Annotated in this window: 15 protein-coding genes and 1 pseudogene; 11 read left to right on the top strand and 5 right to left on the bottom strand. The window is 36.4% G+C overall.

Translation table 11 applies throughout. The features are described 5' to 3' along the window. Nucleotides 1-935, bottom strand: a 935-nt coding sequence (locus Q9306_RS23280) for an MCP four helix bundle domain-containing protein (protein ID WP_306202818.1), incomplete at its 3' end; no start/stop codon positions are given. A 1,060-nt stretch (nucleotides 936-1,995) separates the two neighbouring features. Between Q9306_RS23280 and Q9306_RS23275 the strand changes: the two genes are divergently transcribed. Further along, nucleotides 1,996-2,337 carry a hypothetical protein gene (locus Q9306_RS23275; protein ID WP_306202816.1) on the top strand — a complete coding sequence of 114 codons (342 nt, stop codon included), beginning with the start codon at nucleotides 1,996-1,998 and terminating at the stop codon, nucleotides 2,335-2,337. 464 nt (nucleotides 2,338-2,801) lie between these two features. Here the strand turns inward: Q9306_RS23275 and Q9306_RS23270 are convergent, their stop codons facing one another. Further along, the gene (locus Q9306_RS23270; protein ID WP_306202814.1) at nucleotides 2,802-3,707 is read right to left on the bottom strand and encodes an AraC family transcriptional regulator; all 906 of its coding nucleotides are present in this window, start codon (nucleotides 3,705-3,707) and stop codon (nucleotides 2,802-2,804) included. 513 nt (nucleotides 3,708-4,220) lie between these two features. Here Q9306_RS23270 and Q9306_RS23265 point away from each other — a divergent pair. From Q9306_RS23265 to Q9306_RS23230, 8 genes and pseudogenes are all read left to right on the top strand, one after another. Continuing rightward, on the top strand, nucleotides 4,221-5,390 hold the full coding sequence (locus Q9306_RS23265; protein ID WP_306202812.1) for a galactokinase: 1,170 nt from the start codon (nucleotides 4,221-4,223) through the stop codon (nucleotides 5,388-5,390). Continuing rightward, on the top strand, nucleotides 5,387-6,916 hold the full coding sequence (galT, locus tag Q9306_RS23260; protein WP_306202810.1) for a UDP-glucose--hexose-1-phosphate uridylyltransferase: 1,530 nt from the start codon (nucleotides 5,387-5,389) through the stop codon (nucleotides 6,914-6,916). Before Q9306_RS23265 ends, galT begins: the two co-directional genes overlap by 4 nt. Next, nucleotides 6,913-7,032: pseudogene (locus Q9306_RS23255) on the top strand (NAD-dependent epimerase/dehydratase family protein); the annotation flags it as partial. The gene galT and the pseudogene Q9306_RS23255, both read left to right, overlap by 4 nt. A 413-nt stretch (nucleotides 7,033-7,445) precedes the next feature. Next, a complete protein-coding gene (locus tag Q9306_RS23250) occupies nucleotides 7,446-8,633 on the top strand; it encodes an efflux RND transporter periplasmic adaptor subunit (protein WP_306202808.1) in 1,188 nt (395 codons plus the stop codon). After that, nucleotides 8,630-9,310: an ABC transporter ATP-binding protein gene (locus tag Q9306_RS23245; RefSeq protein ID WP_306202806.1), complete on the top strand. Its 681-nt coding sequence runs from the start codon at nucleotides 8,630-8,632 to the stop codon at nucleotides 9,308-9,310. Before Q9306_RS23250 ends, Q9306_RS23245 begins: the two co-directional genes overlap by 4 nt. Further along, nucleotides 9,307-10,506: an ABC transporter permease gene (locus Q9306_RS23240; protein ID WP_306202804.1), complete on the top strand. Its 1,200-nt coding sequence runs from the start codon at nucleotides 9,307-9,309 to the stop codon at nucleotides 10,504-10,506. Before Q9306_RS23245 ends, Q9306_RS23240 begins: the two co-directional genes overlap by 4 nt. Before the next feature lie 262 nt (nucleotides 10,507-10,768). Further along, entirely contained in the window at nucleotides 10,769-11,434 is a 666-nt protein-coding gene (yknW, locus tag Q9306_RS23235; RefSeq protein WP_306202802.1) for a YknW family membrane protein, read from the top strand. A 351-nt stretch (nucleotides 11,435-11,785) separates the two neighbouring features. Beyond that, the gene (locus tag Q9306_RS23230) at nucleotides 11,786-12,259 is read left to right on the top strand and encodes a sigma-70 family RNA polymerase sigma factor (RefSeq protein ID WP_306202800.1); all 474 of its coding nucleotides are present in this window, start codon (nucleotides 11,786-11,788) and stop codon (nucleotides 12,257-12,259) included. A 54-nt stretch (nucleotides 12,260-12,313) separates the two neighbouring features. On the opposite strand, the gene Q9306_RS23225 is transcribed toward Q9306_RS23230, so the two are convergent. Further along, nucleotides 12,314-12,817 (bottom strand): competence protein ComK, encoded by a 504-nt coding sequence (locus tag Q9306_RS23225; RefSeq protein ID WP_306202798.1) that lies wholly within the window; start codon nucleotides 12,815-12,817, stop codon nucleotides 12,314-12,316. Between the two features lie 423 nt (nucleotides 12,818-13,240). Here Q9306_RS23225 and Q9306_RS23220 point away from each other — a divergent pair, with 423 nt between their 5' ends. Beyond that, on the top strand, nucleotides 13,241-13,630 hold the full coding sequence (locus tag Q9306_RS23220; protein WP_306202796.1) for a DUF4359 domain-containing protein: 390 nt from the start codon (nucleotides 13,241-13,243) through the stop codon (nucleotides 13,628-13,630). Between the two features lie 20 nt (nucleotides 13,631-13,650). On the opposite strand, the gene Q9306_RS23215 is transcribed toward Q9306_RS23220, so the two are convergent. Next, entirely contained in the window at nucleotides 13,651-13,866 is a 216-nt protein-coding gene (locus Q9306_RS23215) for a DUF2922 domain-containing protein (RefSeq protein ID WP_035430571.1), read from the bottom strand. Between the two features lie 19 nt (nucleotides 13,867-13,885). Continuing rightward, the gene (locus Q9306_RS23210; RefSeq protein ID WP_306202793.1) at nucleotides 13,886-14,110 is read right to left on the bottom strand and encodes a DUF1659 domain-containing protein; all 225 of its coding nucleotides are present in this window, start codon (nucleotides 14,108-14,110) and stop codon (nucleotides 13,886-13,888) included. A 111-nt stretch (nucleotides 14,111-14,221) separates the two neighbouring features. On the opposite strand from Q9306_RS23210, the gene Q9306_RS23205 reads away from it, so the two are divergent. Continuing rightward, nucleotides 14,222-14,707, top strand: a complete 486-nt coding sequence (locus tag Q9306_RS23205) for a VanZ family protein (RefSeq protein WP_306202791.1) — start codon at nucleotides 14,222-14,224, stop codon at nucleotides 14,705-14,707. Nucleotides 14,708-14,865: the final 158 nt, after the last annotated feature.

Genomic DNA, 14,865 nt, shown 5'->3' with positions numbered 1-14,865 from the left:
CTCGTAACTTGTCCTAATATTTGTTTGTTCACTTCATGAATTATTTGCATAGCTTCATTAGAGATTTGAGATGCTTGGTTTGTATTTTTCAACATGCTATCAGTTGAGGTAGTAACCTCTTGTGCTGTTACCTTTATTTTTCCCATTAGTTGTTGTAAGTTATCTAACATATGATTAAAGGAAGTAACGATATTTCCTAATTCATCATTTGCTTGATAAGAAGTACGTATGACTAAATTTCCGTCTGCTACTTCTTTCATATCATGTTCCAATAAAGTAATTGGACGTTGAATAGCAGATTTAATAATATATCCAATAAATGTAATGATCGCAACCGATACCAACGAAATAATAATAAACATCAATATTGTATTTTGTACACTGCTGGCATTATTTTTTTGTAATTGTTCTGCCTGATCACCATTATACTGAATGAGTTCTTGAATTTTTTTACTCGAATTTTTCGTAGCCGAATCAATTTCTTGTAAATAATAATTATAAGCGGCCTCATGCTCATTTTTTTTCACTAAGTCTTTTGTTTTATCTATTTTTTCCTTTAAATCTTGGTAACTTTTTTGGAAGTCCTCATATAATTGTTTTTCTTTTTGTGAATGGATTTTAGCCTCATACTTTTCTAGTAATTTATTATTATCGCTTCGTATTCCGTCCATTGTAGTTAATATTTGATTATTTCTATTTTCATCGGATGAAAGGATAAGTTCTACAAGGTTTTTATTATTATAATGGAAATTAGATTCGATAGACTCTATCCAGTAAATTGGAAGCAATCTGTCTTCATACATACTTTCAGAAGCTTCGCCTGTTTTTATTAACCCCCTATATCCCATAATGGATAAGAGAATACATGCAATACTAGCTGTAATCATTAATACATTCAATTTTGTACTAATTTTATGTTTTTTTAGAAATAACATTATAATACACCACATCTTTCTTTCTTTATTTATCTATATATTATATTATAACAATTATGGTAAAAAAAACAAAAAAGCGAAAAATTATAAACATTTTTCGCTTTTTTTATAGATAGACTAGTTCACTTTTATTATATTACTAATAAATAGATTTGGTTTATGCAATATTGCATATCGAAATAAGTTGCAAGTATTGTTATTTTAGAATATAATATAAGTATAAAATATTAAATATTCAGAAAATTGGAGGGCTTGTTTATGGAAATCGCAATGGCAGTTTTAAAATTTTTAGGTGCAGTAATTCCATTAGTAGCAGACCTTTTAAAAGCAATAATGTAAGTAGGATTTATCGCTATTATATTATATTATTTTATAAGTATTGTCTAAGTGATCTGTGTATCGAACAAAAATGGTTTGATATACAGGTCATTTTTATGAGCTTTTTTTGTTTTTCATAGATTAATTAAAGAATTTTCTACGAATAGAATTTAAAATATGCAATTTTGCATATTTCTAGACAAATTGGTTACATTTCACTTTTTCAACATAAATAGACGGTATACTTGATATGGGTTTGGTAAATTCGGGAATTATGCGAGGTGAAAAACACGGAAAGGAAAAAGGCATTAGGAGTAATGGTATTAGTTGCAGCACCATGTAGGGGGAAAAATAGTAATAACAAGTTTACATGTGAGAAGATTTATTCCATAAGTGAGTGTATCTGATATGACCTCTTATGCTTTTTTGAAAGAAAAAGATACGGATCATGGTTTGTGAAGAAATTTTTTGTGGGGGTTTTTTATTAACATTAACAATGTTAGTAGGTGTGTTTTTGATAAATCATAATCAAGTAGTAGTGATGAATGATAATGAAAAAGAACAGTTAATTTCGGATTTACCATTTGAGTATTAATTATGAAGGGAAACAATCATCAGTAAACATTGTTGTTTCTTTTTTGAATAACTATTTAACAATGTATCTTCTTATAATATATGGATATGTTTTCTTTTTACGATTATTATTTAATTATCAATATATTTCAATGTAGTAGGTGATTTTATGGGAAAAGAAATGCATGCACCGGTTTGTTTACAGTGTAAAAAGCGTCTTCAAGATTGGAAGGGTAATGTAAGGATTAAAAAAGAAGAAATGTTCGACACTAGGGTAATCCAAAGCTTGGAGATATGGTGTAAAGAGTGTACAACCGTTCTTGATGAAAAGGGGCCCGGAAGAGAATATCATAACCTATGGGAACTGTCTTCGGTAAAAGAATCTTACTTTGACCAATTAATGAGTTTAATTAGTCGAATGCAGGAAAAAGAAGGATTATATAGATTTTCTGAAAAGGCTATTCTTGATTGCCTGCAATTAGGAAGAATCTTATATGATAAGAAGATCTAGCTTGAAGAGTATTAAAATAAGGGGAAGTGTGGGCATCTTCCTACCAAGTAGATAAAAATAAAAGAGTTTTATGTCCACGGCTTTTTGGGATAGTTGTTAGGCAGTATTTTATCCACGATATTCCTGTTTATCGCTCAATTTGATCATGAGAGAAAAGAGTCTAAGAAGATACTGGCTTAATGATTTTGGAGAGGAGAATCTGTCAATTGGTAGGTTCTCTTTTTTTAATTAAACGTTTGTTTAAATTATATCGCCCTTGAATTTTGATTTAAGTTGTTGTTTTGCAGAATCAAAATGGAAATTAGATTCTACAGACTCTGTCCAGTAAATTGGAAGTGATCTATCTTTATATTATATGAATTATCTTGAAAAATAAAAAAGCGAAAAATGTTTATAATTCTTCGCTTTCTTGGACATAGACTAGTTTACTTTTTAATTATATTACTAATAAACCGTCATTTTTCCTAAGTGGCCCGTGAAATAATTTCTTGTTCATCAAGTAAGAACTTCAAGCTTGATAAAGAGATTATTTGAAAATTCTCTTTCGACATACGTTTTCGATAATGCGTAGGTGTTTCTCCAATCACTTTTTTAAATATGCGACTAAAGACTACTAAACTACGAAAGCCGACCTGATAGGAAATGTTTTCAACCGATTCATTTGTCATTGAAAGTAAATACGCTGCGTGATTAATGCGTACCCTTAAAATCCAGTCTTTCATGCTCATCCCGAACTGATTGTGAAAGACCCGTGAAAGATGGCTTCGATTGACCGCAAGATGATCTGCCACGTCACTTACTGTAATCTCCTCTACATAGTGCTCTCCAATATATGTCATCGCTTCAATTGCGAGTTGTGAAAACTTTTGTTTTACTCCCATTGAGAATTCGACACCATCTGTAAGTAATAATCTTAAAAACCGATAGGTCAACTCATTCAACATTAATTCATCTTCTACTGTACCGTGGGAGCAATTCATACACTCCAAGATAATATCCGAATATTGTTGAATATTAGCCGAGGTAACAGAGTAGTTACCTTCTTTAAAACTCGAGTAATGAATAATTTCCTCTGCTACCTTTCCACCAAATGACAGCCACGCATACATCCATGGTTCCTCTGCATCCGAGCGATAAAAGGTCGACTCTCCTGGGGGAATGAGGAAAATATCCCCTTTCTTTAATGAATATTTTTTATCTTTTACATGGTACATTCCTTTTCCATCCAACACGACATGAATAATGTAGCTGTTACGTACAGCCGGTCCAAAAGCATGAAAAGGCAGTGTTTTTGAAAAACCACAAAAATCAAAATAAAGATCGCTTGAGAAGTGACGCTGTTCCTTTTTCATAAAGATTGCTTGTTCCATGGGCTTCTCCCTCTTCGTGATTACGATAACCTAATCTACCTTTTGAAGGAAGAAATGCAACAAAAGGTTAAATCAAGGTCACAAAATGATATAAAACAGAAAGCGCTTTCTTGTTAAACTATACATGAAAAAACCACAGGAAGGACATTAATGTAGTTCGTTAATTTTTTTATGCTTACTTTCATAAGCGTTTTCTTAAAATATGAAACATGTATAGAAAAAATTAGATACTGCTATCAGAATTTATCCCGCTATTTGCGGGCTGTAATACTCCCGCCTCAAAACCTAAAAGAATACAAAGAAGTTTAGGTGGGAGATAAACAGTCCGTAAAAGCCCGATTGGTGAGGGCTGACAATCAGTGGGGGATGAAGAAAATTCCCACTGATTGAAGTTTCACTTTATTTAAAATGCGATGCTGTGTCTAGAAATAATGATGAACTGTTAGAAGTGAGCCAGTGAATACGGAGATAATTTCCTTATTTAGGATAAATGCGAAAGGGATGTTTATATTTATGGAAAAGAAACGTGAACTAGCTTTAAAATTTGCTGAAGTATTTGGCGATCAAGAAACAACTCAATATTTTTCTCCAGGGCGTATCAATTTAATCGGAGAACATACAGACTACAATGGTGGTTATGTATTCCCTGCTTCTATTACTTATGGAACTTACGGGGTAGCTAGACGTCGTGAGGATGATAGAGTATTAGTTTACTCAACGAACTTTGAAGAGCTTGGAGTGATTAGCTTCACGTTGAATGAACTAGATTACGATAAACATGCGAATTGGGCAAATTATGTAAAAGGCGTTATTTTAACACTGAAAGAAGCAGGTCATAAAATAGACTGTGGTTTTGAGTTATTAGTTGAAGAAACGATTCCAAATGGAGCGGGACTTTCAAGTAGTGCTTCACTTGAATTACTTGTAGGCGTAGCATTAGAAGACTTGTTCAACTTAGACGTAACGCGACTTGAATTAGTGAAAATGGGTAAGAAAGTTGAAAATGAATTTATTGGTGTAAATTCTGGTATCATGGATCAATTTGCTATTGGATTTGGTGAGAAAGACAAGGCAATTCTCCTTGATACCAATACGTTAGAGTATGAAATGGTTCCAGTGGTTTTGGACGACTATGCGATTGTAATTATGAATACGAATAAACGTCGTGAACTAGCAGATTCAAAATATAATGAGCGCCGTGCTGAATGTGAAGAAGCACTCGCACGTCTCCAAACGAAGTTAGAGGTTCATGCACTTGGAGAACTAAGCGAAACAGAATTTGATGCAAATCAAAATCTGATTGGAGATGAAATCCTAATTAAACGCGCGAAGCATGCAGTTTACGAAAATGAACGCACAAAAAAAGCCAAAGCAGCTCTTACTGCAGGTGATTTAGAAGAATTCGGAAAGCTATTGAATGCTTCTCATACATCTTTAAGAGATGATTATGAAGTAACCGGGCTTGAATTAGATACATTGGTGGCCGCTGCGCAAAAACAAGAGGGTGTGCTTGGAGCCCGTATGACTGGAGCAGGATTTGGGGGATGCGCCATCGCATTAGTAAAAGAAAGTGAAACCTACACTTTTAAAAACAATGTTTATGATGAATATCTCAAAATTGTGGGATATGCGCCTGTCTTTTATGTGGCACACATTGGTAATGGAACTACAGTGATTGGATGATGAATGAGGTGAAAACGATGAATACATGTCAAGCAATTTATGATTTTACTACACTTGCAATTGAGAATGGAGCCATTGAGGAAAATGACCGAATTTATATGCACAATCAACTATTACGTTTGATTGGCGAATCGGAAATGGGAGAGATTACTAGCGTAGTTGAAACGGACCCACATGTGTTGTTAGATACGCTTATGGATAAAGCGATGAAAAATCTTGTTATTTTTGAAAACCAAGCCAATCGTGATATGTTCGAAGCGCTTTTAATGAATGTGATTACACCACTTCCATCCAAGGTCAATGCGAATTTTCAGGAGGCATATCGCAAAAGTCCTGAACAAGCAACGGATTATTTCTTTGAGCTAAGTAAACGCAATGATTATATAAAGACCCGTGCGATTGCAAAAAATATTCATTATTTAGCAGAATCAAAATATGGTGAACTTGAGATTACTATTAATTTATCCAAGCCAGAGAAAGATCCAAGAGAAATCTTAGCGGCTAGAAATGTACCAAGGGGCAATTACCCAAAATGTTTACTTTGTATTGAAAATGAAGGGTATTTCGGCCATTTGAACCATCCAGGTAGAAGCAATCACCGAATCATTAACATTGAGCTAGAGGGAGAAGAATGGGGTTTTCAATATTCACCATATGCATACTTTAATGAACACTCCATCGTATTATCTAAGGAGCATCGACCAATGAAAATTTCCCGTGAGGCATTCTCTCGTTTATTCAGTTTTGTAGAAATTATGCCACACTATTTCATTGGTTCAAATGCGGATTTACCTATTGTAGGAGGATCTATCTTAAGTCACGATCACTATCAAACGGGACGCCATAACTTTCCGATGGCAAAGGCTAAAGTTCTTAAAATATTTCAACTACCTGACTATCCAAACGTTTCTTGCGGTATTGTCAACTGGCCAATGAGTGTGGTTCGTCTCTCTTCTTTAAACAAAGAAGAATTGATTAATGCCAGCACCTACATCCATGAAAGTTGGAAGAACTATTCGGATGAATTCTTACAAATTCGTGCAGATTCAAAAGATGGCACAAAGCATCATACGATTACACCAATTGTACGGCGCCGTGAAGAAAAGTATGAAATTGATCTTGTACTGCGTGATAATAATGTGAGTGAAGAATACCCTGATGGAATTTTTCATCCACATCCAGATGTACAGCATATTAAGAAAGAAAATATCGGGCTTATTGAAGTCATGGGCCTTGCGATTCTCCCTCCACGTTTGATTGAGGAGCTTCATGAAGTTGAGCTGTACTTGTTAGATAAGGAAGCTAATGTTCCTGAAATCCATCAAAAATGGGCAGATGAATTAAAAGCCGAGGGAGGCTATAGGGAAGAGACCGTTCAAAGCTTTCTTCAAACGGAAGTTGCAAAAACATTTGAACGCGTCTTAGAAGATGCTGGTGTCTATAAGATGAATGAAGAGGGTAGAGCAGGGTTTGAACGCTTTATCAAAGAATTACAAAGCACAAATCGAGAGGTAATGACGAGATGACAGTTTTAGTTTTAGGCAGTGCAGGCTATATCGGTTCACATGTCGTCAATCAATTAATCACAAATGGCTATGATGTAGCGGTAATCGATCATCTATTGAGCGGGCATATTGAGTCGTTTTGGTCACCGATATTTAAATTACGAAGCCTTTCATTAGTTCACTGAACTTTTGGAAGGCTTTTTCTTCCATGTTTTTTGTCATGTGTGCGTATATATTCATAGAAGTTTCATATGTTTCTGATGATATCGTAGACATATGGTACTCTTTTTTCTTGAACCACATTATAAGCATGTCTTCTTAATGTAATTGTCGTTCACGTGAAATTCCTCATGTTAATCAAACGTTTGTTTAAGAAAAATATGCATATATGCATATTCGTAACAAAACATGACATATTTTGATACAATTTATAGTATGTATTCCAAACTATGTCATATAAATGTAATAAATGTCTTATGTTTGTTGAGATATTTTGGAAAAGTTTGTATAATTTGATTAGATTAACAATTTAAATAAAAGGAGAGAGACAATGTTACCAGATACCGTTCGTACTCCGAATAAGAAGAAAAAGTGGATTATCATTGGGGTGATTGCTCTTATTATTATCGTTGCTGCTGTAAATATTTTCATCATGCAGAGTAAGAAGAAAGGCAGCACAGAAGATGTGAAGTTTACGGAAGTAACAGAACGTCAACTCAATAATACAAAGCTCGTTTCCGGTCAAGTGAAACCAGGGAATATCGAGAGTTTCTATGCAGATGCGACTAAAGGAAAAGTGAAAGATATTGCTGTAAAAGAAGGACAAGAAGTGAACAAAGGGGACAAGCTGTTCTCCTATGATAATGAAGAAATTAATTTACAAGTGAAGCAAGCAGAAATTGAACAGAAAGTAGCTTCTATGCGCTTTGATCAAGGAAAGAAAAAGATAGATTCATTGAAAAAAGATATTAAGAAAGCGAAGGATAGCGGAGCGACGAAAGAGATGGTCGATCAGCTAGAATCGCAATTAAATGAAGTGGAAATGCAACAAAAAACATCTGATCTTGAAAAAGAAAAAGGGAACCTTCATATCGAAGAATTAAAGAAAAAACGAGGAGAGCTTACTGTTTACAGTAATTTTGCCGGTGTTGTACAAAAGCTTGATAAAGATGCGTCGCAAGGTTCTATGCCAGCAATGGGTGGTCAAGGGAAATCGTTTTTACAAATCGCTTCTAAAGATGCATTCCAAATTCAAGGTACATTAACGGAACTACAAAAATCGCAAATCCAAAAAGACCAAACGATTACAGTGACAGCAAAGGCAGCACCGAAGAAGAAATGGGCTGGGAAAATTACAGAAGTAAGTGAGTATCCGACAAGTGCGGAAGCCAATACACAAGCCACAGCAGGCGGAGATGCAGGCCAAAATATGTCTTATTATACATATAAAGCATCATTAGATTCCCAAGATGGATTATCACCAGGATACCATGTGTCTATTCAAGTAAACTTAGAGAATAAGAAAATGGTTGCTGTTCCTAGTAAAAGTATTGTAGCAGAAAAAGATGATTCATTTGTGTATGTAGAGGATAAAGGAAAGCTTCGCAAGCAAATTGTGAAGAAAGGCTCCGGTGATGGAGATTGGACCGAAGTAGTTGAAGGCGTAACAGTAGGACAAAAGGTGGTTGAAAATCCTTCCGATAAAGTGTTTGACGGAATGGAAGTGAAGAAAAAATGATTACCTTAAGCAATATTCATAAAACGTATTATCAAGGAAGTTTAGCTGTACCAATTTTACATGGTATTAGTTTAAAGATTGATAACGGTGAATTTGTTTCGATTATGGGACCGTCTGGATCGGGGAAATCAACGCTTATGAATATTATTGGTTGTCTCGATCGTCCAACAGAAGGCGAATATATGTTGGATGATGTGAATATTTTAACAGCAGATGAGTCAAAGTTGGCACTCATTCGAAATGAATATATCGGCTTTGTGTTCCAGCACTTTAATTTACTGCCTCGTCTTTCGGCAGTGGAGAATGTAGAGCTTCCGCTTATTTACGGCGGTATAAAGAAAGCAGAGCGCCGCGAGCGGGCATTAGAGGCATTAGGAAAAGTAGGACTCGCAGATCGCGTGCATCACTTGCCAAATGAATTATCAGGTGGACAAAAGCAGCGTGTGGCCATTGCACGTTCGATTGCCAATGATCCAACATTTATTATGGCCGATGAACCAACAGGTGCGCTTGATACAAGATCGGGTGAACAAGTTATGAATATTTTCACCCAGCTAAACAAAGAAGGTACAACAATTGTAATGGTTACGCATGAAGAGGAAGTAGCAGCGTATTCATCTCGCCGCATTGTGCTCAGAGATGGGAAAATTACAGAAGATAGAAGGTGTGCTATATGAGTTTACTAGATAGTATTAAAATCGCTCTTTCTTCTATTCTAGCTCATAAGCTGCGCTCCGCACTGACGATGCTTGGAATTATTATCGGTGTTGGTTCGATTATTACTGTCGTTGCGATTGGGCAAGGCGGGGAAGCAATGCTGAAGTCTCAATTTGCGGGTATCGGTAATAATGTGGTTCCCCTTCAGTTTCAAGCGGATATTGATGATCCATATGCGGCGGGGATAGGGCAACGTCCAGAATTAAAAGACGAAGATATTCTTGCACTGAAAGAATTGCCAGAGATTAGTCATGTTGTTACGACGAATTCGGATATGGTGCCACTCGATATTAATGATAAAAAAGGCATAACGAATATTATTGGACTTGATAGTGAATATTTTGCGGTGAATAAAATCAAATTGACTGAAGGCCGCTCCTTACATGAATCAGATGTTGAGCAAGGCAATAACGTTGTAATGATTAGTACGAAAGCAAAGGATACTTTTTATCCGAAAGAAAATCCTGTCGGGAAAATTATCGAGGTAAAAGGTCAGCCATTGCAAATTATCGGGGTGTATAAATCAGATAATAGCTTTATGGGCATGGGACCGTCGGAAATATTAATTCCGATTTCGCTTTGGCCAACACTATATGGAAAAAATGAAATTCAAAATATTTCAGTACAAGTGAAAAATGTTGATCAAATGGAAGCGGCCGGGAAAAAAGCTGCTAGCGTTTTAAACGACCGCAAACCAAATGATATTCCAGGTAAGTATGAAATTGTTGATATTGAGAAAATGAAAGAAGGCGTTTCGAAAGTAACAGGTATCATGACGATGATTATCGGCGGTATTGCAGGTATTTCTCTTGTCGTTGGCGGCATCGGCGTTATGAATATTATGCTCGTATCTGTTACGGAGCGTACGCGTGAAATTGGTGTTCGTAAAGCGCTCGGTGCAACGCGCGGGAAAATCTTGCTTCAATTCTTAATCGAGGCCGTGATGTTAACACTTCTTGGCGGTTTGATCGGAATTGGTCTTGGATACGGCGGCGCTTATATCGTATCTACATTTGCGAAATGGCCACCGCTCGTTTCATGGGAAGTTGTGCTTGGCGGCGTCCTATTCTCCATGACGCTCGGCATTATTTTCGGATTAATTCCAGCAAACAAAGCGGCGAAATTAGATCCAATCGAAGCACTGCGCTATGAATAATATATAGATCTATTTTTGTTTTTCAACATAAAACAAAAAGTAATATGCTACTTATTTGCTCGCTTTGTTTTAACATTGCTTGTGGCATAAAAGGGCCCTGGCCGCTCCAAGTATGGCCAGCCGCTCTCGCCCATCTAAAAAAAGTGGTTTTTCAATTTGTATTTATATAACACTCAGTTCTTATGGGTGGTGAATCCCTGTTTGAAAAAGTGGGGATTCACCACCCGTTGGAACGGGTATAAAAATAAAGGAGGTTTTACATATGGAAGCGAACGTAAACACGCAGAAGGTAAGTGGAGAGAAGCCCTCATTATTTGGAATGATTACCTCACCTAGTTTGCAGTTTGAGAGAATGAGAACGAATGCACCAGTGTGGGGCGCGTTTTTCTTAATGGCTGTATTAGGTGGTCTTATCGGGGCTATAGCTGCATATTTAGCTTCTATGGACCCTGCAACTATTGCGCAAAATAAGAAGCTTGGGATAGAAATGACTCCAGCAATGGCATTGGGCAGTGGGTTTGTACTTCTATTCATTATAACTATTGTTACATTCTTTATTGGTGCAGCTGTGTATAAAATACTTATAATGTTTATGGGCAATGATACGTCTTATAAGAAGTTATTAGCAATTACTGTTTATTCTAGTATAATTACAATTCTTGGTGGCATTATTAATATAGGATTAGCGTGGATTCTTGGCGGAAATGGTCAAGAAATGTACACAGGATTAGGATCGCTATTTGCTTCTACTGGCGGCGTTGCATATGGCATCGCAAAATCAATTGAAGTTTTCACAATTTGGGGATTGGTTGTAACATGGTTAGGACTGCACATTACAGCGGGCCTAAGCAAGAAACAAGCGACAATTCTTGTTGTTATTTTCTTTATTATTTCATTGGGACTTGGCGCAGTTGGCGGCTTATTCTAAAAATAATATAAGATTATGTTTATCGAAACGGCTCATATAGAGCCGTTTTTTTGTCGTACGTTGGCGAAGAATCTTTATTTCGTGTCGAAGCGCCGATATATTTTAAATTGCGGTCGATATATTTAAAAAATCGCCGATATATGAGGAGTTTCCGCCGATATAATGACGCCGAAGATAAAATTACGATGGAATTTCACATAATACTAGCAGAATTTCAAATGTTGCATAGGCAAATTTGAAATTTTGCTAGTCTATCATGAAATGCAGTGCGGTGAAAGGGTTGCTGTTTTTTTATAAGGTAAAGGTACCGCGGAATAACAAAGAGGTATACCTTTTAGAAATGGGTTAAACGTGAAGCCAGTTACCTTTACAGAAACAGTAGCGTTGTATGAGAAGATGATTAAAAATCAAATGAAGAAGCTTTGTATTTACCGAGATTATGAGGAGTTTTATCAATGCGGGCTCATTGCACTTTGGCGGGCGTATGAAAAATATGATGAGGAGAAGGGGAGCTTTCCCGCATATGCCCTTGTGACGGTGCGCGGATATTTGTTAGAGCGGTTAAAGAAAGAGTGTCGTGTGCAAGACAAGGAAGTTTGTACGGAGCATTATGTATTAGAAAATATAGGCGGTGAGGAGAAGCAGAGTGAGGTGTTTGCGTATATGAGTATGTTAGAAGAGAATGAGCAGTTTGTCTTATTTGAGCATTTCTACGGCGGGAAGAAAATGCGCGAGATTGCAACGGAGTTAGGGATGACGTATCATCAAGCGCGCTGGATATATAGGCAAGCGCTGAATAAAATGCGGGCGCATGCAGTGGAATAGTGATAGGAAAAGGAGGCAGAGAGCCTCCTTTTTCTATATGTATGCAGAGTTCACTTAAAGAGGAGGAAAAGGACGATCTATTGATAGTTTCATTTTATCTAGAAGAATGAGTTTTGCTAAAATATGACCAGCTTTCATCCACTGATTCTTCATTTGATTGGGACTAATAGGGAAAACTTGATTTTTGCCATTACGAAAATGTATGTTTGTGTGGCCTGAATCGTGAGGTTCAAGTCTTTCGATGTAGGCATAAAATATCCAGGAGCATGGCCAAGATGAAGGTGACTTTATAGGAATGGCGCACATGAGATTTTGGTGATCAATAGGGATTGGGACGTTTTGTTTAAAACGACAACATTCTTGAATGGCTAATCGTTTTCCTTCATAAGTCGAGTAGTTTCGCATAATGCAACTTTCACGAATGAGTTGCAGCGGTGTTTTCACTGAAAAGATGATTCTTTGCGTTTCCCAAATTTTTGTTTGATAAACAGGATGAGCGTATGCCTCAAGTGCCATCGTTTGTACGGAAATTTCATACCCATCAACTAAGTCATTCAATGAAAAATCCTCCTCGTATTGTAATGGATTACACTTTCTATTATAAAAATAAAATATAAAAACAATTTAAAGAATTTGTAAATTAGTGTTAAAAATTGTATTTATTTACTTTTTCCTCCCGATATTTGTGAGAGGGATGCTCTGCTATATAAATCCAAATTAAAAAACGACATAAAACCATCTTTTTTTAGGTGGGCGAGAGTATCTGGCCATGCATAGAAGCGGTCAGGTCCTTTTCCTGCCACATGTGAAGTTTAAACAAAGGGAGAAAGCGAGTGGAAGCTCCTTTTTTTCTGCATAGCCGCAATCTATATGTTGGAAAATCAAAATGGATTCATATAGAAATTTGTAGCTATTTAGGTTGTCTAATTTGCAATGGGATTCCATATATATGAAAATAGAAAGGATAGGCGGTGAGGAAAGATGAAATGGAAATATGTACTTCTCGCTTTAGCTGTCGTACTTTTCGTATATTTAGCAAATAGTAATCCGAGTAAAGGAGAATATACAGACTGGGCAGCAAAGCAGTTTATGACGCGAAATGATATTCATAAAAAGTTGACGGAAGTGGAGCAAGAAGATAAAGAGGGGCTTCTTGGTGAGTTAGCTACAATTGGAAAGAAATTAGCGAAGAACTATGTAGAGCCGCAAGTTGGTTTATTAATTGATCACTATACGAAGCGGAATGACTATATTTTTTTCTCAACATATACAACAGAGTTTCAGATAGGAAAAGAAAATTATAAATATGTTTCAGTTGGTATTTCAAATATCTTTATACCGATTGAAATGCCAAAGAAGAAAGAGGGGTAGCCCCCTCTTTCTTTTTTGGCTTATATGTTAATTTTGACTTCAGAAATGCTCTTTTCGACAATGCGTGCGCCTTTTTTGCGAGCATGTTGCCCAAGTGTTAGGAAAATGCCAGCGGATAAAATGGTATCCATGACGCTATTTACAGTTTGTTCGTTTACAGGTGTAACAGGATTTTCGATTGAGAAAGTGGTTGTTTTACCGTCTTCTTTTAAGAAAACGAGTTCTAGTACTTCCATTTGTTATTCCCTCCTTTTGTTATAGGTTAGATACGTCAGTTGTGCTGACAAGCTGAACTGAATCAAGTTTGTGCTGTTGTAATGAAGCAATTGCAGTTGCAACTTCGTGTACTTTGTTTAAGTCCGCATCTGTTTTGACGTTTTTAAATTGTTTGTTTTTCATGATCGCTTTGCCGTTTTTGTCTGTACCGCCGTTTAGGACAAGACGTAAGCTCATATCAGATACAATCGTTTGAATCGCCATGTTTTTCACCCTCCTTTCGTCATATATATAGGCGGGAAGGTCATATTTTTGGCGTGAATTTTTTCCTTTTTTTTGATACGCTTAATAGAAATAAAGTAAGGAGTTTCAAACATGAAGCGAAAGTGGTTATTTTGGATTCCCGTTTTAATATGGATGGGGGTCATTTTTTATTCATCTTCTCAGCCATATAAGAAGCAAGATATGCGTTCAGATATCACAAAATATGTAAATGTGGAGTTTGTGAAGGAACATTTTTCGTGGGTATCTATTGATTATGGCGGGGGTACTCCTGTTAGCATTGCGAACAAAGGAGTCGGTGGTTTTATCGAATTTTTTATTCGTAAAGGCGCTCATTTTACTGTGTTCGCTATTCTTGGAGCATTGTCATATTTCGCGTTATTGCAGTGCGGGCTTAAGAGAAAGCAAGTTTTCTGGTTGTCGCTGCTTCTTGTTGCTGCGTATGCGAGCATGGATGAGATTCATCAATCTTTCACAGGTGACCGTACACCGATGTGGCAAGATTCTATACTAGATACGTGCGGTGGTTTCACAGGTATTTTAATAAGCAGTTTTATTTGGAAAAGAAAAAGGAGCTGATTTCAGCTCCTTTTTTGTATATTGGCGACTTTTTTGATATATCGACCGCAATTTGGAATATAAGGTTCTGTCAAGAAGTCTGTGTAAATTAATGAGACTTAGTACTTAGGTCTATCCAGTATTTAGTTATATGTTTTTTTCTCTTAGGGGAGGAGGAG

Source organism: Bacillus multifaciens (assembly GCF_030756675.1).
In the GTDB taxonomy this organism is placed as follows: domain Bacteria; phylum Bacillota; class Bacilli; order Bacillales; family Bacillaceae_G; genus Bacillus_A; species Bacillus_A multifaciens.
The sequence above is the reverse complement of the archived record's forward strand: the minus strand, read 5'-3'. Positions and strand labels throughout refer to the sequence as shown.